This is a genomic window from Staphylothermus marinus F1 (assembly GCF_000015945.1).
Taxonomy (GTDB): Archaea; Thermoproteota; Thermoprotei_A; order Sulfolobales; family Desulfurococcaceae; genus Staphylothermus; species Staphylothermus marinus.
Genome location: NC_009033.1, coordinates 392,641 through 415,409, shown reverse-complemented (window position 1 = coordinate 415,409; position 22,769 = coordinate 392,641). Strand labels below are relative to the sequence as shown.

Sequence of the window (22,769 nt, the reverse complement as noted above, 5' to 3'; positions counted from 1 at the left end):
GGAATACTGCTTCACCTCTCTCATTGGTTATTCACTGTTTCATTTTAACAATTGTTTGTCATGTTTAATTGTATACGATAAATTTTTATCTAGTAGGATCAATGCTATAGTTGATACAACTATGTCAGCTATTGATCCCGGATTAATATTTTGTTTTCTTAGATAAACATCTAGATCTTCAACCTGATTCATCCAATTATTTCTTTTCTCCAATACTGTATTCAACGTTTTTCTTGCTCTAACAACTATTTCGGCCGCTATTTTTTCACCATGTGTTCTAGTTATTGTGGTATCTTTGTATTTGCTTAGAAGATATAGGTATGTCTCGACAACCCCCCGGTTCCAGTCCTTATGTGCATTGATCCTGGCCTGGAAAAACATTTTTCCATCCAACGATCTCGGATAACCATTAACTACTTCATCAGCAACAATATCTCTAGAAGCACTATATTTCAATATATCATGTAATCGCTGATTCCTAGCTATTAGTTTTGATCGAAAACATCTGTCCCATACATTAACATATTCGCCTGTATCATCTGTTTTCCTTATATACGATGGCTTCGCTAATCTAACCGCTCTATAAAAATATATTGAGTCATAAACCGTCGTCTTTTTCAATGCATTCAATGCTTCCTCTATATAGCACTTAATATCTTCTACTTGCTTGCCAAGACATTTACCAATACCAATACTTATAGGAGCTAGGAGGAGAGATGATCCTAGACAGGTATTTACCCCTCTATAACTAATAGTATCGTGGACTATCCCATAAATTATATCTCCAAAAACGATCCTAGAATAACCACGTAATCCCCTAATTATTCCTTTCTTAAACCATTTAACAGATGCTACTCCAGTATATAGGAAATCCTCAAACACTAAACCCGGCAAATTCCGGGTTCTGTGAACATTTCCAGGCTTAGGATAACCTGATACTTCTAATAAGATTGAATAACTTAATAATTCAGCATAAAACCAATGCTTTTCCATAGTCACACCTTATACTTGGTTTGTTGTATTCAAAAATATATCTCTTTAGGATGTTTGCAAGTACTTAACAAAATAATGTGTTGTAATCAATTCTAAATCTTAAATACTAATTACAAGCTAGATATTGCTTATATAAGTATTAGTATTATTTATGTTATCCACTATTTTTGATAGAGCATGTGCAAATATTTTTATTCTAGGTGGCATATCATCATTGTTGATTATTTGTCTTAGAAACATTTTTGCTTCGTCGATTTTGTTATTATTTAATAAATCTATTATTGTTGCAAGAATCTTTTGTTCTTTTATTCTTCCTGCTTCGACCAAGCTCTGCGTTATTATGTGTATTTCTTTCCGTATATCAAGATTAGTGTCTAATATTATTTTTAAAGCATGTATTAATGTATTTGTATCATAATATCCTTTAATTGATTCATTTAAAACATAATAATTGAGTTTTCCGGTCTTATAGTATTTTCGTATAACTTGTTTTAACAGTTTATAATAGTTTGTATGTGCTTCAATAAAGTTTTCTAGTGCTTCTCTAAGTTTGTTTTCCAGTATTTGTGAGTAGCCTTTAAACTTGTATCCTCTAGCTTGGTTTAGCAGTGATCTATAATTATTACCTCGTGTACTATAGTATTTTGCTGACTCCATATATTCTTTGGCTGCTTCAGAATATTTTTCTTCAACAACTTTTTGCGAAGCTATTAATTCGTGTAGTATGCTTTCAACAACATTTCTTAAATGGGGGCTAAGAATCTCTACAGCTTTTTCTTTTGCTTTTTCCAAGATCTTAATGGCTTTATTAATGTCTTTTTTATTGGTAATATAGCATTCTGCTTGGCTTATTAGGGCTTTTACTCTTAATGCTTCTGCTCTGCTCTTATATTCTCCGCCTAGCTCATTATATACTGAAACAGCTGATAATAGTGTTCTATATGAATTACATGGCTTATGTTTTCTGATCTCGAGTTCAGCCATGTATTCGTTGATTAGTGCTTCAGCTATTAGTGATTCCCTCATTGATCCTGTGGATTTATAGTAGCCTACTAGTTCTTGCAGTCTCGATATTGCTTCTTCATAACGGCCCTTCTCTGCAAGACTTCTTGCAAGGCTTAACAAGTATTTTGCATTCACCTTCTTAGCTTCCTTGGCTAATACAGGGTTTTCATGAGCTACTTGAACCGCCCAATGATACATGGTTTTTGCCAGGTCGAATAATAAGTTGTTATAGAGGAATTCCCCCATGATCACGTAGAAGTGGAATAAAAACTTTGACTTCATATCTTTTAGGTTTTTCTCATCCATAAGACCCATTTTCTCAATTATTCGCATAATTTCTAATCCCATGGCTTCATATGCAGCTGCTTCAACTAATTTTCCACGCTTAAGATTCTCATATGCTACATTACGAGTTTTGAATAATAGATCAAGCAATGCTTCCCTAGGATCTTTTTCTCCTATCACCGCTCCATAAGACATAATATGCTGTAGTACTTGGTTTTCATAATCAATCGGGATCAATAAACTGCTACATGCAATATGTACTAGTTCTTCAATATTCCTAATTGTTGTGAGAGTGCTGATTTTTCTGAGAAAAAACGCTAAAGCCTTTACTCTCTTATCATAATCAACTACTATGTATTTATTATTCTTGCTCTCTATAACACCAATTAAAGATAGGAGATCAAGTGTTCTCTTAACTAGTTTATTATGAACTTCTCTGACACGATATATTCCGCCGAGAAAAACTCTATTAGCAACTTTTTCGGCAATGGTTAAATAATCCGATTCACGCAACTCATCTAATATTTCATAAACATGTTTAACTACCGATAGAAAAGCTGCTATACCACGAGTTGTAACTGTATAGTATTCTCCTCCTCTATGTATTCTTTTAAGCAATCCACGATCAACTAGTTTAGCTACTAAGTTAGGGTTTAACTTATGGAAAACTTGTGGTTGAATAAGATCTTTTAATCTACAAGCTTTTTCTTGAGAAAATATTTTTTCTAAAGCATTCAATAGGATTTCATACTCGATATTATAGAGAGAAAAATAAGATTCCCAATCAATACGTTCTCCTTTAAAACCCAATTTTTATCTCCCAAAATAATATTTTGATTAGTAATACAAAAACTATTATCCAATGTTTGAATTAATGCGAGCATTTTTAATAGTTTCCAAAGCTTAACATTAATAGCTACTTATCTGATAGAATACCTTGTAGAATTATCTTCCTCATGGTGTAAGGTAATGGTTGATCCGAGAGTTTCTAATCTAGCCCGTCTCCTCGTAGAATACTGTATTGAAGCAGGGAAGGGTGATGAAGTAGTTGTTAATGCTGGTGTTGAAGCTATACCGCTTGTTAGGGAAGTAGTGAAATACCTGGTTTCTAGAGGGAGTTATCCTGTAATGATTAATTTAAGCGATGAATCTATAAGTGAAGTGTTCTATCGATACGCGACCAAAGATGTGCTTGAACATATTAGTAGTATTGAAAAATATGTGCTTGAAAACATTGATGCATCAATCTCAATTATATCTCCTTCCCATACAAAACCCTTTATAGGCATAGATCCTGAGAAGATGAAGATTAGGAGTGGTGCTAGAAGAGAGTTAACAAAGATATTTATGGAGAGAAGTGCTAGGAGAGAGCTTAGATGGACTGTAACAGCTTATCCAACCAAGGCTCTTGCACAAGAAGCTGGAATGTCTATTATCGACTACGAAGATTTCGTGTTTCACGCAACATATGCTGATACAGATGATCCTGTGAAGAAATGGGTTGAGATCAAGGAGAAACAACAGAGAATAGCTGATTTCCTAAACAATGTTTCCGAGCTTAAATATGAGGGGCCAGGAATAGATCTTGTTTTGAGAGTTGAGGGTAGGAAATGGATTAATGATGATGGAAAATACAATATGCCCGGCGGAGAAGTATTCTCGGCACCAATAGAGGATAGTGTGGAGGGCTATGTAGAATTTGATTACCCAGCCATTTGGCGGGGGGTAGAAGTTGAAGGTGTAAAACTTGTTTTTAAGAAAGGCGTTGTTGTAGAAGCACATGCTAGGAGAGGAGAAGAGTTTTTGAAGAAAATGCTTGAAACAGATGAGGGTGCTAAAAGGCTTGGAGAAATAGCTTTTGGTCTCAACTATAATATTACAAGGTTCACTAAGGAAATATTGTTCGATGAGAAAATCGGTGGAACAATACATATGGCATTGGGAGCAGCATATCCTGAAACAGGAGGTAAAAACGTGTCAGCAATACATTGGGACATGATCAAGGATATGAGAAAACATAGAATATACGCGGACGGGGATCTAATCTATGAAAATGGATACTTCATAAAAGATGTTTTGGAGGTGTGAATGCATGGTTGATAAGGGTGAACAAGCACCCAATTTTAAACTATATAATGATAGAGGTGAAGAAGAGGAGCTCTACAATTATAAAGGCAAAATCATAGTGTTATACTTTTATCCGAGAGCAATGACAACGGGATGTACTAGGGAAGCAGTAAGGTTTAATGAGTTACTTGATGAATTCCATAAGCATGGTGCAGTAGTAATAGGTGTAAGCACTGATCCTGTTGATAAAATAGCTAAGTTTAAGAAGAAACATAATTTAAAGTTTACATTATTATCTGATCCTGAGGGTAAAGTTGTTAAACTATATGGAGTAGTCAAGAAAGGAACCAAGAGATTGGCGGCTGAGAGAACAACTTTCATTATTGATCAAGATATGAGGATTGTTGAGGTATTAAGGAATATAAGACCAGCTGAAAAACATGCTGATCTAGCCTTGGAAATTGTTAAGAAGCTTTCCAAATAATTTTTCTCAATCCACACCTCTTGATCTAAGTGCAACTGTTATTTCTTCTATTCTTATAATTGTTATTCTTATTGCTTCGAATACGAGTAGGAAATGATTATATATATTGAATCCAGGTTCCCACCCTCTTGTTCTCTTAGATTCTATTACTTCGTATAGTTCAGCTACTATATTGTGTAGCATAAGCAGAGATAATGTGAATACGTTTCTACCAAAATACTTGTAGAGTTGCTGAATAGGTGTTGTAGCATAGAATAATAGTATATATATGAAGCTTGTATATCCGAAAACGAGGGTTGCAATTATTTTATAGCTTAACGTGCCTGCTAGGTAATCTATTAATACAATAAGTAGTGCTGGAGAAATATAGACTAGTAGACTATACAGGATTATTCTATACTCTCTAATTAATAGAAAATGGATAATACCGATCAAAGCTAAGATCATATATACATATATATTCATATAAAGAAATGTTACAGCAACGATCAATAGTAAAGCGATCTTGTATGGAAACATTTTTTCTCTGTGAAGAAAAGAATCTCTGAACTGGATATGGTAAGCTTCAACGATAACCGCCACAAATCATCGACCTCGATAAGACCCCAGCATTCACAAGTTCTTCGTCTGAAAGCTTGTTCCAATCATTCACTATGAGCATGCCTTTCCTAGTTATTAATAGGTATTTGTCGGGTTCCAGCTGATCCATTAATGGTACTAAGTGAGTAGAGATTATTATGAGTTTTCCTCTCCTTCTAGCATCTCTTATTATTTCTAGTAATGATAATGTCCCCTCATAATCTAACTCGTTAAATGGTTCGTCGAGTAACCAAATATCTTGGTCTCCTACAAGAACACTTGCAATACTAACTCTTTTCGCTTCTCCACCGCTCAATGTGTATGGGTTTCTCTCATATAGTTCTTTGGGAACAAGTTTCTCAACTATTTCCCAATTACCCTTAACACCCGTTGTTCTCAAAATAAATTTGATCTCATCTATTACTCGTGCTTCTACGAATCCATAGTAGGGGTTTTGCCATGTATAAGCTATGTATTTTGCTGCTTCTCTTCTTTTCAGCTTGTATGGTTCAAAATTATTGATTAGAACTCTGCCCTCTAGAGGATTTATTAAACCAGCTATTGTTTTTAGAAGAGTTGTTTTTCCACTACCATTAGCTCCTAGTAATATGTGGAGGCCTTCTCTGATCTTAAAAAATATGTTTTTTAGGATAGGTTTTTCTCTTCGATACCCTATGCTTAGTTTTTCAGCGATTATTTCCGGCAATTCTATTTAACCTCTTAATCGTTTGAAGGCACCATATATTATTGAACCACCAATACCTATGCTTATTACTTCACCGATCAATACATATAATATGACCATCCATGGTATACCGAATACCAAGTATAACTCGCCGTATCCGATTACTAGTGTAATAGCAATTATAGCTAGTAATTCACCAATTACTAAACCAACTATGTTTTCGCCAAAGATCTTCTTTGAAGCATAAACACCTAGTGTAGCCAGAAAATTAGCTATGGGCCCGAAAACCCAGTCAATATATCCAAATGGACTCGCTAAATTCGCTAGAAATCCTCCAATAGTTAGTCCCACTACTGCATCCCATCCAAAACCTGCTAGAAACGGCAATATTAGCATTGCATCGCTTATTCTAACTTGTATCTCACCATATGCTAGTGGTCCTAAAGCTATTGTTAAAGCAGCATATACAGCTGCTATTACTGAGAGTCTTGCAACCATTATTGAAAGCTTAGCTGACACTATTACTCGCCTCCCTCTAGATCTTTGCAGTTAATACTTTTAATATAATAGAAATAACAATGGTTATTAAGGTTAATCGTATCCAAAGGTACAAATACATAAAAACATTTTTCTATATTATAGAGATAGAGCAGTGTATTTCATGATAAAACATTTTTAAGAATGCTTGTTACTTCAATTATTTCCATTGCTTTATCCTCATATATCTCGATGATTCTTTTCCTTAACTTACCGGGGATTCTTCTTTTCCAAAGAACTATTCGTAATATAATAGTTGATATAATGAGTTTCAATAAGATGATCAAGTAAATATAAATAATATAAACTATTATTTGGGAAACTATACCTATGTTTATATCTATTAATTCAAGTATTTTTCTTATTTTCTTTAATCTGTATAGATTCATAGCTTAGCTCTTACCATGACCGCTTATACAGCGAGCCAACATAAAAAGGTGCTTATTCGGCAACTTAGTTGAAACAACTATTCCCATATCCTCTAGGATTTCCAGCTTCTCAGCGATGATTCTCCTAGAAGCTTTACCACGTATAGCTCTCACTCTCCTTGTTATCTCTGATATACTGAGTTTTTCACATGTTGATAAAGATTCTATTATTGCTCTGCTTATATCGTCAAGACCTGTTCTTGCACTAAATATTTCTAGCACTCGCTTCGATGATTCAAGAGCAATGATGGGTGGAAGACTTAGAGCGGAAACAAGCATATTAGCTATTCTCAACTCTGAAGAATCTATCCCCATTAAGCGGAGCTTCTCCTCCAACATGTTTATCTTCAATAATACCTTTTCAAGTAGTTGCTCTATTTTCTCAAGCCTTTCCTCAACCTCACTATTCATTGATTCTACCTCTTAGATGAATTAGCTTTTCTATTCGAATGTTAAAACACTTAGTGTTATTGGTAGGGAGAAGAATAGTTATTTTTCTTCATTTTTGCTTTCTTCTTCACTTTGTTTCTCAAGGTCTGCTCCTTTGAAGCTGAAGGGTATTTTTGCTGGTTTCATTGATGCGAATTGCTTCATTAATGATCCTATGTCCGGTATAGTGCTTAGTCTTTTCTTGAAGTATTCTTCTGTCATTTTTATTGCTAATTCCTCGGGTAACCCTTTATTTTTCAGTGATTCATAGAAGGATGCAACATCTTCGCCTAGTTTCTTACCACTTATATTATCTATTAGTGTTGTGAGTAATTCTTTAACTGTATCCTTTAGCTTGTTTAAGAATTCAGCTACTACTTCTAGTTCTTCCCTAGTCTTTTCCACCTCGATCATTTCTTCTTCGCGGGTTTTTTCAGCCATTATTTTTCACCGATTTATTGTTTGTATTGTTTAGATATTTACCTTTTTATTTTGAGAAGTGGTCAGTGATCTCTTTATTTATGAACAACTAGATGTATGGAAAAAAGTAGTGATAAGGAGAGAGGAGTTTTGTTTATAGTTCTATGTTTGCATGTTCGTTTTTAAGGTCTTCTTCTGTTTTTCCTAGTTTCTTCATTAATTCAACAACTATTCCATCTAAGAAAACCATTGTTGTGTCTTCGAATAATGTTCCTAGCGGGGCTAATGGTTCATGTATTCCTAGGATCTGCCTGGTGAAATAGTCTTCTTCCTTAGCAATCTTTGTTCTACCCGGTATACGGACTATTATGTCTGCGATTTTACCTAAGGGGCTGTCTGGATAGGTTGTTATAGCTATGACTTTTGCACCAACCGTTTTAGCTGCTTCGGCTGCTGTTACTATTAGTCTTGTACGGCCGGAACCAGATATTGCTACTACGAGGTCTCCTTCTCTAATTCTTGGAACAATTGTTTCTCCCAACACATATACTTGGAAACCCATGTGTAGGAGCCTCATAGCAAAGGCTTTACCAACTAATCCGCTTCTACCAGCACCCATCACTAATATACGGGCTCCTCTACGATAAGCATCAACTAGTTCTTCAACCATTTTATTCTTTTCATCTTCGCTGATAACATCTATTGCTTTAAAAATAAAACTAGCTATTTCAGCCATCGCCTCCCTAGCATATCCTTCAACCAATGCTAACACCATTATTAAGCAAGGCTATGTTTCCCTAAAGGATATACGTTGATAAGTAGTTAAATAAGTATCTTAAATCAATAATTATATGTGCCCCCGCTTCCTCACACCCCTGGAGACCCCGGAATATTAGGGGTATGGATATGAAGGGGGTCGGTCGGGCGGGGGACAATTATTTTCTTACCAATAATGGATGGCTATGTATAAGATGTGTTCCATCACAACTTGGAGCCTTAAAGTATTCAGGCCCTAATCCTTCTCTACAAGTTGCTACTGTTAAACCTTTTCTTAATCCATAATCTATGACTGGTTTGAGGATTTTTGCACGTATATTTCTAGGTAGGTATATGTATCCATGTATTCTCTCTCCTTCTTTAATATATAGTTTTCTCCAATATTTCTCAAGCTCTGGGAAAGCATTGATCATTCTCTTAAAATTATCCCATCTAGCCTTATATGTAGAGGTTACAATGTGTCTTGCACCAGCATCGGCTATTTCCTCCACTAACTCCTTTATCTCCAAAGGATCATCGTTTATGCCTGGAATAATGGGATCAATTCTTACACCTACAGGTAGGTTTTTCTCGGACAACAATTTTACAGTTCTTATCCTCTTACTAGGCGGAGGAGCTCCTGGCTCTAGTTTCTTAGCTATATTATCGTTTATTGTTGTAATAGTTAACATTACTGCTGAAGGAGTTTTCAATAATAGATCAGAGTCTCTCAGTACAATATCTGATTTAGTAGTAATCAATATCTTTACTCTACTCTGAACAAGTAACTCCAGTGTTTTACGTGTAAGCATCATCCAAGACTCTATGGGAGGATAAGGATCACTACTTGTACTCATCTCAACAACTAGGTTCTTATTTATTCTTGGCAAGTCATGTTTTAGGTTTCTCAAAAAATTCGTTTTAGGCATACTAGGTTTTCTACCAATATATGATGTAGCATAGCAGTATAAGCAGAAATGGCTACATCCAGTATATGGATGCAAACTATATTTACGAGGACAAGTACATAATGGGCTCCTCCATGGATCAAATAATCTGATAACTTTCAAATAAACCATGCTAAAACATCACCATTAACAGTAATGATTGTTCGAAAAACTATTTAATATATCAATGTTCAAAAATAAGAATAGTCTATTTCATCACTTATGGGTCGATGTTTATGGATGTTGTTAAGAAAATTCTCGAATATACTATTAAATGCCCTGTTTGCGGATCAGAGATGAAAATTGAGGATCATTTATATGATATGCCTCTTGTAGGAAAAGTTATTATTAGTAGTGGTAGGTGTCCACGCTGTGGATACAAGTGGAGTGATGCTAGATTAGCTGAGAGTAGAGGAGCCAGGAAAATAATTTATAGAGTCGAGAAGCCAGGCGATGAAAATGCATTGGTTATTAGAGCTTCTACAGCCTCCATAATTATCCCTGAGCTAGGAGTGGAGATCAAGCCTGGACCAGCTGCTTTAGGTTATATAACAACAATTGAGGGATTAATCATGGACATTATTGAGAAAACAGAATTTATATGTAGTGAGCCAGATGCTCCGCTAGATGAATGTAAGAAAAAACTTGAACAGCTGAGAAAAGCACGAGATGGATTAATCAAGTACACAATCATAATAATTGATCCTGAAGGGGTTTCGACAATTGTTAGTGATAAAACACGTGAGGAACCATTGAGTGAGGAAGAAATTAATGCTTTAGAGAAGGAGCTTCTGGGGATGGATTCTCAAAAATAATAATTAAATTATAAGAAATAGAAAATGGAAGAAGAGAAGATAATAAAAGATGTTCTTGTTTACTTATTAATTAAAGGTATTAACTTTGCTTTCCTCACATCTACTAATCCTTTATCTGTTAATCTTATCTCTGGTATAACTGGTAGAGCTACGAGTGCTAGGGTCATGAAGAAGGATTCAAATTCTAATCCATACCCATTGTTTAGCTCGTTTGTTATTTTCTTGTATTTTTCATAAACTGTTTCTGGCTCCTCTATGCTCATAAGACCTGCTAATCTAAGTGGTAGCTCACCTATTATCTTGCCTTCATCAACAACTACTATGCCTCCCTGTATCTCTACTATTCTCTTAACAGCTCTGCTCATATCTTCAGGATTGTTTCCTGCAACGATCAAGTTATGCGTATCATGTGCTATTGTCTGAGCTATTGCTCCAGCTCTAAAACCTAGTCCTTTAATAAATCCTTTACCCATGCTACCAGTTGCTTTATGTCGATCTATTACTGCTGCATAAATAATGTCTCTATTGGGATCAGCTAATACATTATAATTCTTTACTGCTAGTTCTTCTATAACATGCTTTGTTAACGCTGAACCAGGGGTTACTTCTATAATGTTTGCTTCAACTATTCCTTCTCTAGTATTTATTTTTGGAATGAATTCTTGGGGTTCAGGTATTTTTGCTAGTTTAACAGTGTTTAGAGTTTCTTCTGGATACTTGTAGTTATTGAATGTTTTCTTTAATTCTCCCTTATAATATATTATTTCACCATTAGCTATTACAGTATGTGGTTTAATGTATTCGATGTTTTTAGATAAAACTATATCTGCCAGCCTAGCTGGTCCAACTACGCCTACATGATCCTCTAAATGTATACGCATTGCCGGACCAATTGTTGCTAGCTGGATCGCTTTAACAGGGTCTACGCCGTACTCGATCGCTATATTAATTATTCTATCCATATGACCTTTCTCCATTAAATCAACAACGTTTATATCGTCTGATGCAAAGCTGAGAAACCTATGATCAATAGTGTGGTTCTTTATTAGTGGTAGAAGTGCTTTTAAGTCCTTCCATGCACTGCCCTCTCTGATAAATACATACATGCCTTTACGAGCTTTCTCGAGTGCTTCTTCATATATTGTGGATTCATGATCACTCCATATACCAGCATCTATGTAGGCATCTAGCTCGGCTCCCCTAAGTAATGGTGCGTGTCCATTCACTATTAACCTGTATCTATGTGCAACCCTTATTTTTTCTAGAACAGACTTATTAGAATTTAGTACACTGACAAAATCCATAACTTCTCCTAAACCAATTGTTCCTTCTAGTGCTGCTAGCTTCTCTACCTCGTCAGCACCTATGATATTAGCAGTTGTTTCAAGACCAAACTTTGGATCTGTTGCTGGTACACAGCTTGGTATGTCTATGAGTATTTTCAATGGTAGATTTCTCGCTGCATCCATAAATATTTCTACGCCTCTACTCCCAAGAACATTTCCTATTTCATGTGGATCCGCGACAACTGTTGTTGTTCCATGTCTTAGTGCTAGTTTAGCGAATCCATGGGGTGTTAGGAGGCTTGACTCTATATGTATATGTGGATCTATGAATCCCGGCATTGCATAATTGTTTTCACCATCTATTACGAGAGTATTTTTGCCTATGAATCGGTGTAGTTCACTATATTTTCCTGCACCAGCTATTCTTTTACCGCTTATAATTATTGATGCATTATCTAGTATTTCTCCTGTAGGAGTTAATACTAGGTTTACATTGCTAATAACTATGTCTGCTGGTTTTTTACCAGTAATTGTTTGTATAAGGTTTATTCTCTCATCTATGTCGTAGGAGAAGATTTTTGGAAGAACCAATTCTTTAATCCACCATTTCCTTTTTATTATTCTTAAAGCATAGAATCTTATAAACTATACTATTAAACACTAGTTAAACAACATCTATTTTATATGTAGATATAATATATACCAATATATACAAGGTCTTATTCTGAGGCGAAGTATATGGCAGACATCTATATTCGAGGCGGCTGGATTATAACAATGGATTCTAAGCGTAGAATAATACGTGATGGAGCAGTTGCTGTTGAAGACGGCTTTATAAAAGCAGTTGGTAAACGTGAATTGCTCGATAAAGATTATCGATACCATAGCGACATAGTTATTGATGTTCAAAGAGACATAGTGTTGCCTGGACTAATAAATACACATGTACACTTAGCTCAAGGACTGCTGAGAGGCTGTGCGGATTATCTCCCCCTAATTCCTTGGCTAAAGGATCGTGTATGGCCTCTTCAGGGAAACTATAAGCCGGAAGAAGCTCTTGTATCAGCACAGTTAGTCGTTGCTGAAATGCTGAGAACAGGGACAACAGCATTTCTAGAAACAGGGCTTGTTGGAAGATATGGTCCGGACAATATTATCGAGTTCCTACATAAAAGTGGTATTAGAGCAGCTGTAGCTCGCCACGTAATGGATATGACTGGTTATGCTTTGGAAGAAAACATTCTTCATGAGGGGCTGGTGGAGCTGGGTGATATAAGTTTCAACGATACTATAAGACTATATCATAAATATCATGGATGGGATGATCGTATATGGATATGGTTTGGGCCAAGAACACCTGGCGCTGTAAGCGTTGAGCTTTACAGGAAAATGTCTGAGAAAGCCAGGGAACTAAATACAGGGATAACAATGCATTTAGCAGAGGTTAAAGCAGATGTTGAATACACAATGACAAAGTTTGGGAAGAGACCAGTAGAGTTTGCTCACTGGGTTGGCTTAACAGGCCCCAATGTTGTTTTAGTCCATGTTGTCTGGGTTAATGATGAAGAAATAAAACTTCTTGCAAAAACAAAAACATCTGTAAGCCATAACCCATGCAGTAACATGAAGCTTGCAAGCGGTGCTGCTAGAATAAGCGATATGTTAAGGGAGGGAGTAAATGTTGCGTTAGGAACAGATGGTGGTCCAAGCAATAATGATTATGACCTATTAAGGGAAATGAAACATGCAGCACTACTACAGCCTCTCAGAACACTTGATGCTAAAGCAGTGAGAGCTGAGCAAATATTAGAAGCTGCAACAATTAATGGAGCAAAAGCATTGATGATCGATAAAATGGTTGGAAGCATTGAAGTAGGTAAAAAAGCAGATATTATTATAGTTGATTATTGGCAGCCACACCTTAAACCATTAAATAACCCAATATCTCATCTAGTATATAGTGCTATGGGTAGCGATGTAAAACACAGTATTATCGATGGAAAACTAGTAATGTTTGACCGGAAAATACTTACATTCAATGTTGAAGAGGTTCTAGAAAAAGCAGATAAAGCAGCACATAACCTATACGAGAGAGCGGGTATATGTGTAGAGCCAGATACAATATGGCCTATAGAATAAATAAGTAACTTTTTCTGTTCTTACTTTAATTTTTCACTTTTATTTATACTCTTCATAAGGTCTCATAAGTTTTTAAATAATTTTAGACTCTGAACAAGATATTTGATTTTTTCGAAAATTTTAAAATAAATATAGATCAATTAGAGGATTTTTCTATGATTATATAATCCTTTTTGATATAATACCATATTTAGTGTATAAAATATATTTTTCAGATTTTTGAAAAGCTTATTGAGTATAAATAACTGATTAACACCACACCAATAAATTTTAATTTGGGAAACTATTTAACTATATAATAGAAGAAAATGTAATAGGAATGAATGGGTGAGATGAAATGGCTGAGAAATTAAAGTTCTTCGACCTAAAGGCAAAGAAGTACTTCGAAACAGACAAATATGAAGTAGTAATCAAGGAGACAAAGAGAGGCAAAATAAAAATCGCATTCGCAGTCAGCCCCTACACTGGCAAGAAATTCGCTAGAATACTAGGACCAGTTAAGGAGTAAAGAGGAATTAAATATTAAAGAATAAATTTATTTTTTGATTTTTACATCACTAAAATCTCTTCTATGTTCCAGTACATACTTCCTCTACTGGTTGATTCTTTAATGCTTCTTTCAACTGTATAATCTTGCTTAGAGAATCTATGAAATAGTCTATTTCCTCCTTTGTATTATATATGTAGTAACTTGCTCTAACTGTTCCTTTAAGACCTAGTCTATAATGGAGAGGATGAGCACAGTGCATGCCTGTTCTAACAGCTATGCCGAACAGATCTAGTGCTTTCCCAACTGTGTGGTGGTGCAGGTTTCTTATATTGAATGCTATAACTCCACCGCGATCAAGGGGGTTTCTGGGACCATACACTAAGATTTCCTCACCTAATTCCTCAAAGCGTTTAAGAGTGTATTCAACTAGTTCTTTTTCATGTTGCCTAACATTCTCCATTCCTATTTTCATTAAGTATTTTGCTGCTTCAGCTAAACCTATTCCGCCAGCGATATTTGGTGTTCCAGCTTCAAATCTCCACGGTAGATCATGCCATACAACATTATCTAGTGTAACATCTTTGATCGTATCTCCGCCGACTTTGAACGGCATCATCTCTTCTAAACGATCTCTTCTACCCCATAATACACCAATACCTGTTGGTCCAAGCATTTTGTGACCGCTGAATCCTAGGAAATCTATACCCATCTCTCTAACATTTGTTGGTGTATGCGGGACACTTTGTGCTCCATCTGCAACAACTATTGCGTCTACTTCGTGTGCTAGTTTCACGATCTTTCTCACATCATTTATTGTTCCGAGAACATTGCTCATAACCGGGAAAACTATTACACGTGTTTTATTAGAGATCTTGTTTTCTAAATCACTATAATCTAGGTATCCATCATTTGTTATATCTACATATTTGATCCTGGCATTCTTCATTTTTGCAACGTTTCTCCACGGAAGCATAGTGCTGTGGTGATCCATAATGGTCAATAATATTTCGTCTCCTTCACGGAGATTCTTTAATCCCCAAGCATAAGCCACCATATTCATAGCATCTGTTGTATTATAGCAGAATACTACTTCATCCCATGAATAAGCATTAATAAACTTAGCAATGACTTCATGTGCTTTCTCATATAATTCACTAGCTTCCTGGCTTAACGTGTGTAGTCCACGATGAATATTAGCATTATATTTCGTATAAAATTCTACTATAGCATTTATAACCTGCATAGGCTTCTGAGTAGTCGCTGCATTATCAAAGTATACTATCCTCCTCCCCCTTATAGTTCTATTTAGTATTGGAAAATCCTTCCTAATCTTCTCTACATCGATCAAGGCTGACACCAATAAGTGCCCGTAAATAAATAATACGAGTTTATGGTTTAAAAATACGAATTTATTAGGGAAACATGTATATTTATAGCAACACTACTATGAATATTGGTGATAATTTAATGTTTAAACTGAAAAATACACATATTTTCAGGATACCTCAAGGAGAGGAAATAGTTTCATATATTAATAAATACGCTGAGAAACATGGGATTGAAGCTGGATTAGTGAGTATTATTGGTTCGCTTGAGAATATTGAGCTAGCATATTATGATCGTGGCTTAAACAAATATGTAACAAAGACTTTTCCAGGAACATATGAGCTAGTGTCAGGAAATGGTAATATTAGTTTGAAAGAAGGTAAACCATTGTCTCACATTCATGTAGTTATAGGTGATCGTAACTATAACGCGTATGCAGGTCATTTAGTAAAAGCAACTGTATTTGTAGCTGAAGTATTTATCTTAGAGTTTGAAGGCGATAAAAAACTAGTCCGAGAACATGTGAGTGAAAATCTTTGGTTATGGAGAACTATTGGGGAACTAAGTTTTTAATCCTATATTAACAACATTGTTTTCCCAATAGGTTCTCTAATACATAATCTGCTAAAACTCTTCCTTGCGGTATCCATGCTTTTGTCTCAACAGCATATCTTAATATTTTATCTAATACATTTATTCTAGCTCCTCTACCAATGCATTGTGGATGCATAGTTATTGATACATATCCATGGTTTTGGCGAGCATACTCTATTTCATCGATCCACATATCCAGTAGTTCTCTGGGTGTGAGGGTTCTATAGTATTCTAAATATGGCCAATCATCTAGTCTCCAATCCACCGGCAACTCTACGAGGAAGTAGTTGTTTTTCTCAATAATATATGGATACTCATCATCCATTAAGCTACTATCATATTTAAACCCATGCTTGAATAATAGAGATAATGTGTTCTTGCTGAACCTCCAGTATGGAGCTCTGAACCCGATTGGTTTATGGTTTGTAAACGTCTCTATTGATTCAATCATTCTCCTAAACAATTGATCCTCATAGTAAATATCTTTGAATTCATCGAATCTTTCATGAATATATCCATGAGCCGCTATTTCATGGCCATCATCAGCTAGAACCTTTACTATTTGAGGATATGTTGAAGCAACCCATCCAGGAACGAAAAACGTTGTTTTCAAACCATACTTGTATAAAACATTTAAGACCTTACCTACTCCTCTCCTAACACTAAATCTCCCCCTACTCAAAGCAACTGGGTCGCTTCCTCTATATTGTTCCGCTGAGTCAACATCTAGGTCGAAGCTTAGAAATAACACGTATTCGTATCCATTAGGAGGCTTAAACTCTACTTGTTGACTCAACTCTTATACATCTCCTAAAGATTCTCAGATTCATCTATCAATTAATATATAACATAGATATTTTAGAAATATTACTGCTGAAAAACATCTATGTTTACTGGTAGAATATGTTTAATAAGCGTGTTTCGTAGCATTAATCACTTGATAATTGATCATTGATTGAATATTTGGATAGGTGTGATCATTCTTGGCAAGGCTCGATCTTGAGAAAGAAATGGTGTTGGCACTAGTTGAAGCTGTTAGGCTTTCTGAGAGAATTAAGCCTAGCCAAGATGCTAAGCGTAGAGCTTTTAGAAAATATGGTATTTTAGGTTCTAAGAGGGATCCATTGGTTACTGCTATATTCTATGGTGTTATGAAGAGGCTTGGCATCTTAGACCTGTATATTCGTGATATTATTGGTGTAAACCCATATATTATTGATCCATGGCTTAGAGCGGCTTTAAGGGTTTTATTAGAGATCAAGGTTTACCGTGATCCCTCACGTAGAACACTGAGGTATCTGCGTGGCTCTGTAGCTAAGTTGTTATCCTCCAAGACTCATCCATATGTTGGCATGTATTATACGAGAATATATGATAAAATAATAAATGAAAACTATGAATACAAGCCTAAAAATGAAGATGAAGAATTACTTGTTAAATATATGCTTCCACCATGGTATGTTAGGAAAATAATAGGATTATTGGGGAATAATGAAGCTGAGAAACTATTTAAAGCATTGGATAAACAATTACCGCTCTCAGTTAGAGTTAATACTTTAAAAACAAGTGTTGAAGAAGTATTGGAGGAGCTTAGAAGAGAGGTTAAATGGGTTAAGAGATCAAGTATTGTGCCTACAATACTCAAGTTTCCCGGACCATATAATTTTGATAAATCACATTTGCTCAGGAAAGGCTACATAGTTATACAGGAGGAAGCAGCTGCTGTTGCATCCCTAATACTAGACCCAAAACCTGGTATGACTGTTGTAGATATGGCTGCTGCTCCTGGAGGGAAAACTCAGCATATGGCCGAATTAATGAATAATGAGGGGGTTATTTATGCATTTGATATTGATGAGAAAAGAATTGCTAGGATGCGAGATATTCTGCGCAGAACAGGTGTGAGGAATGCTAGAATATATAGGGAAGACTCGAGGAAAGCACCAGATATACTTGGTGAGGAAATAGCTGATCGAGTCCTCTTAGATGCTCCATGTAGTAGTGATGGAACAATAATGAAAAACCCTGATCTAAGGTGGAGGCTTAGAGAGGAGAAGATATCTGAGCTCCAAAAACTCCAGTACGAAATGCTTGAGGCTGGCTGGAAGCTGTTGAAGCCAGGTGGAAAATTACTTTACTGCACATGTAGTATGTTGCTGGAGGAGAACGAGTATATTATTGAAAAATTTCTTAAACAACACTACAATGCAGAACTTATCCCGCTAAACAAACCATATGATCCAGGCTTTCTACCCGGAACAATGAGAGCTTGGCCACATCGACATGAAACAATAGGTTTCTTTTATGCTTTATTAATGAAGAGAAGAGGTTGAAGAATTATCTAATTGAATTCTTAACTATTTCAGCAACTACTCCAAATCCTTTCTTTTCTAAAACTTTTACTTTCACACCATGCTTTTTAGCAATGATTATTTCACAATCCTCTCATGGCTGTGTTAAGCATATGTTTTTTCTTTTTGAGAAGAAAAAATTGTTTCTTATGAGTATTTCTCTAAATATAAATCTATTTTAAAGATAATAGTATACTGGCCAGAACAGCTAATATGATACCTATTCCTTGATAAACACTTATCTTCTCCCTTAAAACAACCAATGCAATAACAGCTGTAATTGCTGGATACAATGCTGTCAAAGGGATCACGACACTAGCCTTACCCTGCTCCAAAGCTTTAACAAAAAATACATATCCAGCACCACCAAAAAATCCAGCAATAAAAGCCAATGCCGAATAAGTATTTAGAGGAGGAAACTTTAACCCATAATAAGAAACAACAAACAACACAAGAATAAAACTAGACAAACTACTCAAAAAATATGTTTCAACCCAAGACAAATTAGAATAAGCCAACTTAAGAATAAAACCCCACAAACCCCAAAACAACAAACACAAAACACTAAAAACCAACCAACCCTCCACACGCCCCACCACACACAACCACCTAACAATAAAAAATAAACAAAGCAACTTAAAAACACAACCAAAAACACAAAAACCACCACAACATCACAAAAACAAACTATCAATAAACTTTTAAAAACTATAGAAACCCCAAAAAATAAACAAATAAACAACCATATTCCACCCAATTCTTTCAATGTTTCTACTACATGTATACTATGATGACGACCACTTTCAATTCTTTCTATGTTGCTACAGAAAAAGGAAGAGCAAAAGGAGTAAAGGCGGGTTGTTCACTTTCAATTCTTTCTATGTTGCTACATCCAGCTGGTGATTGGGTATATGTGAGAACGAAAGATGGCTTTCAATTCTTTCTATGTTGTTACATACTCCAATAGATACGTATTTGCTTTAGCAGGATGTTTACTTTCAATTCTTTCTATGTTGTTACTAGCAATTATATAGGAGAACTACTGGACTCGCTTGAGGGCTTTCAATTCTTTCTATGTTGTTACACTGCCTAACGAAGTATTCAGGCAATACGAGGAAAAAAGGCTTTCAATTCTTTCTATGTTGTTACATCAATATGCAAACTTTAGGGTATGCCTAGACAAAGGGCTTTCAATTCTTTCTATGTTGTTACATCAATATGCAAACTTTAGGGTATGCCTAGACAAAGGGCTTTCAATTCTTTCTATGTTGTTACATCGATCGGGTCGGGAACAGATACTGGATCGATGTCGACTTTCAATTCTTTCTATGTTGTTACTTTGGTTCGAATACGTTGTTACGTTTATATTTTATTTTCGAATTGTTATATATGTTTTTCTATATTTGATCCCTAATTGATCATGTTCGACCAGTTTTCTATAGACTTAATAGTATCTCCGACCCCCTGAAAAGTTTGTACAATGAAAAATATTCGATTGTATGTCTATGGATTTTTTGTATAATTTTCATTAGTGAGGCGCAACAGTTAGGAAATAATGATTATTTATGAGGCAGTTTAGAATTTAGCGAAAGCATAATTACATAGTAAACTTCTGCCTAAACCATATAAACAATTAAGAACAAAAGCAAAAGCAGAACAAATCAGAAACTACAATCAATAAGCCTATTAATACACATGGATAATAGAAACATAGTCGAATGTTTTTCATTATACAAACCCATCAATACCTCAAAGATACTATTAAACCAATAGAAAATCAATCGAATATGATCAGTCTAGGAATTAAATATAGAAAGCAATATATACTGGTTCGAACAAAAAATACAAATGTAGCAAAAAATTCGAACCAAAGTAACAACATAGAAAGAATTGAAAGATGGTTCTGACAACATGTTCGGCTCTTTCAATTATTTTAGGTAACAACATAGAAAGAATTGAAAGGTAATGCACGCAGTTCAACATAGCTTATGCCAGATAAATATGTAACAACATAGAAAGAATTGAAAGCTAATAACGGGTGCTGTTGCAGTTGCAGTTACTGTTACGGGGTAACAACATAGAAAGAATTGAAAGCTGAGAACCCCCATCTTTCACACCATAATATTTAGTAGTGTAACAACATAGAAAGAATTGAAAGTTTTTTATCCTCTCCACCATCATCTTTCTAGCATCCACGTAACAACATAGAAAGAATTGAGAGATGAAGATCTGTAGGAATTATATGTTTGTCATATAGTGACAATATGGATAGATTGAGTGTTAGGGTTGTGTGGGTGTTGTGAAGGATGGGTTGTTTTGGTTGTGGGTATTGGTGTTGATGCGGGCCCGCCGGGATTTGAACCCGGGATCTCCGGCTCCGGAGGCCGGCGCCCTTTCCTGGCTAGGCTACGGGCCCGTTTTTGTCTATTTCTTGTTTTTATTTGTTTTGTTGTTTTATATTGTTTGTATTAGTATTATTGCTGTGATTATGATTAGGGATGTTAGTGTTAGTATTAGTGTTGTGCTAGCTACTAGTTCGGGTTTCCAATTATATACTCTTGCTATTACTGTGTTCATTACTGCTGGGGGCATTATTGAGAGGATCATTATTTCTTTCCAGTATAGATTGGGGCGGATTGTGAGGAATGATAGTATCGTATAGTGTATTAGTGGGCTTGCCAGGAATCTCCATGTCCCTGTAATATATAGTGCTTTCATGTATTGTTTAATATGTGATAGTGTGAGCGGTAATGTGTATCCCAATACATATACTGCGCTGTAGCTTAGAAGACTATGCGTATAAATTGTGATATGTGTTATTGCTTGGTATTGTTCATATATTATATAATGTATTATTGTTCCAGCTATAAAACCATATATTATAGGTATTTTAAGAATAGAAACCAAAATATTTTCTTTCCTAGCAGCAAGCAGTCCTGCAACAAGTATGTGTAGAATAAAGATAACTAAACTATACATTGCAGCTGCCGATATATCATTAAACATTATCAATAATACGGGAAATCCTAGGAAGACATTGTTCTGGAAAATACTTGTGATCACTATAGAGTTTCTAAGTCCACGGTCATAGTTTAAAGGTATTCTTAGGAGAACTATTACACTAATAACTACATAAATGAACGCTGTCAACGCTATGTTTATATCTGCTAATTCAACACCTCTACTCGCAAATATGTCTAGGAAAACGAACGGTAACAATATATAGTAGATAAACTTGTTTAAAACATTCATGAACAGGTTGAATAATTTATTCTTACCCATTAAGACACGGGATAATACTCCTAAACCTATAAATCCAAATAAGAGAAATACAGTGACGATCGGATCCAAAGCAGACGCTCCTCTAAATACACTACTTGATCTCTGCTAGTTTTATCTCGTCTCCTCCCCACAAAGTGATTTTTTCAGGCGTTTCATATACTACTCCGCCACTAGTATCTAGAACTCTTACAATAGCCTCCATTGGTAATTCATCAAATAATACTCGTATACCACATACACCCCCTCTAGAAATACATATCTTCTTCTCAGCACCGCTAGGCAATACTTCTACAGTATAGTCTTCTGGAACACCTTCAAAAAATACTCTATCACTTATTACATGGTAGAACCTATCCTTGGGAATAACTCCTGCCTCCCCCTCCTGAGGAATCCATCCAAGAACTGCTTGGGCAAAAGCATATCTATTATAGAAATAATATTTCAATCTATGATAACCCTCGCTTAGAGGAATTGGTTCGCTAACATATGTTGTAGGGGGTTGATCTTTCCAAGCATCAATTAATAATTTTCCATCAACCCATACACGACTACCATCATCAGTTGTAACATAGAATCTATAAACACCTGCTTTATCAACATATATGAAGCCAAGCCATGCTATAGCGAAGAATTCTGCTGGAACACCAGGTGCTGGATTGCGCCACCAAGTATAGTTTATCCATGGAGAAACATCTTCTCTAATAGGCTTAAGCAATAATAGATCATTTGGTGGATCAGAGCCTTTCCAACGATAATAAAGAGTCTTCAGCCCCCGTAGCAATCCCTCCTTAGTCTTAATCAATACATATTTCCCCATAGAAACCACCATATATCTATTCAAATACAATATATAATTGGATAAAAGTATTTA

At 35.5% G+C, this 22,769-nt stretch carries 23 protein-coding genes, 1 tRNA gene and 1 CRISPR repeat array; of the genes, 7 read left to right on the top strand and 17 right to left on the bottom strand.

Annotated features, from left to right (window positions below; genetic code table 11):
* Positions 1-39 precede the first annotated feature (39 nt).
* Positions 40-993, bottom strand: coding sequence for a triphosphoribosyl-dephospho-CoA synthase (locus SMAR_RS01995; RefSeq protein WP_011838698.1), 954 nt, complete (start codon positions 991-993; stop codon positions 40-42).
* A gap of 117 nt (positions 994-1,110) precedes the next feature.
* Complete coding sequence (locus tag SMAR_RS01990) at positions 1,111-3,093, bottom strand: hypothetical protein (protein ID WP_011838697.1); 1,983 nt, start codon at positions 3,091-3,093, stop codon at positions 1,111-1,113.
* A 159-nt stretch (positions 3,094-3,252) separates the two neighbouring features.
* Between SMAR_RS01990 and SMAR_RS01985 the strand changes: the two genes are divergently transcribed.
* Both SMAR_RS01985 and SMAR_RS01980 read left to right on the top strand, forming a co-directional pair.
* The gene (locus SMAR_RS01985; RefSeq protein WP_011838696.1) at positions 3,253-4,371 is read left to right on the top strand and encodes an aminopeptidase; all 1,119 of its coding nucleotides are present in this window, start codon (positions 3,253-3,255) and stop codon (positions 4,369-4,371) included.
* A 4-nt stretch (positions 4,372-4,375) separates the two neighbouring features.
* Positions 4,376-4,834, top strand: coding sequence for a peroxiredoxin (locus SMAR_RS01980; RefSeq protein WP_011838695.1), 459 nt, complete (start codon positions 4,376-4,378; stop codon positions 4,832-4,834).
* A 6-nt stretch (positions 4,835-4,840) separates the two neighbouring features.
* Here SMAR_RS01980 and SMAR_RS01975 read toward each other — a convergent pair whose 3' ends face one another.
* The 8 genes from SMAR_RS01975 to SMAR_RS01940 form a co-directional block, all read right to left on the bottom strand.
* Positions 4,841-5,416 carry a hypothetical protein gene (locus tag SMAR_RS01975; protein ID WP_011838694.1) on the bottom strand — a complete coding sequence of 192 codons (576 nt, stop codon included), beginning with the start codon at positions 5,414-5,416 and terminating at the stop codon, positions 4,841-4,843.
* Complete coding sequence (locus SMAR_RS01970; RefSeq protein ID WP_011838693.1) at positions 5,400-6,119, bottom strand: ABC transporter ATP-binding protein; 720 nt, start codon at positions 6,117-6,119, stop codon at positions 5,400-5,402. The genes SMAR_RS01975 and SMAR_RS01970 overlap by 17 nt, the downstream gene beginning before the upstream one ends.
* Positions 6,120-6,125: 6 nt before the next feature.
* Complete coding sequence (locus SMAR_RS01965) at positions 6,126-6,617, bottom strand: QueT transporter family protein (protein WP_011838692.1); 492 nt, start codon at positions 6,615-6,617, stop codon at positions 6,126-6,128.
* Between the two features lie 140 nt (positions 6,618-6,757).
* A complete protein-coding gene (locus tag SMAR_RS01960; RefSeq protein ID WP_011838691.1) occupies positions 6,758-7,024 on the bottom strand; it encodes a hypothetical protein in 267 nt (88 codons plus the stop codon).
* Between the two features lie 3 nt (positions 7,025-7,027).
* On the bottom strand, positions 7,028-7,474 hold the full coding sequence (locus SMAR_RS01955; RefSeq protein ID WP_011838690.1) for a hypothetical protein: 447 nt from the start codon (positions 7,472-7,474) through the stop codon (positions 7,028-7,030).
* 78 nt (positions 7,475-7,552) lie between these two features.
* Complete coding sequence (locus SMAR_RS01950; protein WP_011838689.1) at positions 7,553-7,933, bottom strand: hypothetical protein; 381 nt, start codon at positions 7,931-7,933, stop codon at positions 7,553-7,555.
* 133 nt (positions 7,934-8,066) lie between these two features.
* Positions 8,067-8,675, bottom strand: a complete 609-nt coding sequence (hxlB, locus tag SMAR_RS01945) for a 6-phospho-3-hexuloisomerase (RefSeq protein ID WP_011838688.1) — start codon at positions 8,673-8,675, stop codon at positions 8,067-8,069.
* Positions 8,676-8,847: 172 nt separating this feature from the next.
* Positions 8,848-9,747, bottom strand: coding sequence for an SPL family radical SAM protein (locus SMAR_RS01940; RefSeq protein WP_011838687.1), 900 nt, complete (start codon positions 9,745-9,747; stop codon positions 8,848-8,850).
* A 104-nt stretch (positions 9,748-9,851) separates the two neighbouring features.
* Here SMAR_RS01940 and SMAR_RS01935 point away from each other — a divergent pair, with 104 nt between their 5' ends.
* The gene (locus SMAR_RS01935) at positions 9,852-10,430 is read left to right on the top strand and encodes a ZPR1 zinc finger domain-containing protein (protein ID WP_011838686.1); all 579 of its coding nucleotides are present in this window, start codon (positions 9,852-9,854) and stop codon (positions 10,428-10,430) included.
* Positions 10,431-10,489: 59 nt separating this feature from the next.
* On the opposite strand, the gene ade is transcribed toward SMAR_RS01935, so the two are convergent.
* Complete coding sequence (gene ade, locus SMAR_RS01930) at positions 10,490-12,307, bottom strand: adenine deaminase (protein WP_011838685.1); 1,818 nt, start codon at positions 12,305-12,307, stop codon at positions 10,490-10,492.
* Between the two features lie 147 nt (positions 12,308-12,454).
* Here ade and SMAR_RS01925 point away from each other — a divergent pair, with 147 nt between their 5' ends.
* Together SMAR_RS01925 and SMAR_RS08500 are read left to right on the top strand one after the other, a co-directional pair.
* On the top strand, positions 12,455-13,855 hold the full coding sequence (locus tag SMAR_RS01925) for an amidohydrolase family protein (protein ID WP_011838684.1): 1,401 nt from the start codon (positions 12,455-12,457) through the stop codon (positions 13,853-13,855).
* Between the two features lie 337 nt (positions 13,856-14,192).
* Positions 14,193-14,363, top strand: coding sequence for a hypothetical protein (locus tag SMAR_RS08500; protein ID WP_011838683.1), 171 nt, complete (start codon positions 14,193-14,195; stop codon positions 14,361-14,363).
* A gap of 61 nt (positions 14,364-14,424) precedes the next feature.
* Here the strand turns inward: SMAR_RS08500 and SMAR_RS01915 are convergent, their stop codons facing one another.
* Complete coding sequence (locus tag SMAR_RS01915; protein WP_011838682.1) at positions 14,425-15,693, bottom strand: aminotransferase class V-fold PLP-dependent enzyme; 1,269 nt, start codon at positions 15,691-15,693, stop codon at positions 14,425-14,427.
* 119 nt (positions 15,694-15,812) lie between these two features.
* Between SMAR_RS01915 and SMAR_RS01910 the strand changes: the two genes are divergently transcribed.
* Positions 15,813-16,244, top strand: a complete 432-nt coding sequence (locus tag SMAR_RS01910; protein ID WP_148676715.1) for a PPC domain-containing DNA-binding protein — start codon at positions 15,813-15,815, stop codon at positions 16,242-16,244.
* Positions 16,245-16,251: 7 nt separating this feature from the next.
* Here the strand turns inward: SMAR_RS01910 and SMAR_RS01905 are convergent, their stop codons facing one another.
* Positions 16,252-17,061 carry a polysaccharide deacetylase family protein gene (locus SMAR_RS01905; RefSeq protein ID WP_011838680.1) on the bottom strand — a complete coding sequence of 270 codons (810 nt, stop codon included), beginning with the start codon at positions 17,059-17,061 and terminating at the stop codon, positions 16,252-16,254.
* 187 nt (positions 17,062-17,248) lie between these two features.
* Between SMAR_RS01905 and SMAR_RS01900 the strand changes: the two genes are divergently transcribed.
* A complete protein-coding gene (locus tag SMAR_RS01900) occupies positions 17,249-18,598 on the top strand; it encodes an RsmB/NOP family class I SAM-dependent RNA methyltransferase (RefSeq protein ID WP_011838679.1) in 1,350 nt (449 codons plus the stop codon).
* Between the two features lie 191 nt (positions 18,599-18,789).
* On the opposite strand, the gene SMAR_RS01895 is transcribed toward SMAR_RS01900, so the two are convergent.
* The 4 genes from SMAR_RS01895 to SMAR_RS01880 all read right to left on the bottom strand — a co-directional run bounded on the left by SMAR_RS01895 (position 18,790) and on the right by SMAR_RS01880 (position 22,715).
* Complete coding sequence (locus SMAR_RS01895) at positions 18,790-19,203, bottom strand: EamA family transporter (RefSeq protein ID WP_244372457.1); 414 nt, start codon at positions 19,201-19,203, stop codon at positions 18,790-18,792.
* Between the two features lie 1,285 nt (positions 19,204-20,488).
* Positions 20,489-20,837: a CRISPR direct-repeat array (repeat unit 25 nt; unit sequence GTAACAACATAGAAAGAATTGAAAG).
* 120 nt (positions 20,838-20,957) lie between these two features.
* A tRNA-Arg gene (locus SMAR_RS01890) sits at positions 20,958-21,032 on the bottom strand.
* 38 nt (positions 21,033-21,070) lie between these two features.
* Complete coding sequence (locus SMAR_RS01885; RefSeq protein ID WP_011838677.1) at positions 21,071-21,967, bottom strand: AEC family transporter; 897 nt, start codon at positions 21,965-21,967, stop codon at positions 21,071-21,073.
* 22 nt (positions 21,968-21,989) lie between these two features.
* Positions 21,990-22,715, bottom strand: a complete 726-nt coding sequence (locus SMAR_RS01880) for a PA14 domain-containing protein (protein ID WP_011838676.1) — start codon at positions 22,713-22,715, stop codon at positions 21,990-21,992.
* Positions 22,716-22,769: the final 54 nt, after the last annotated feature.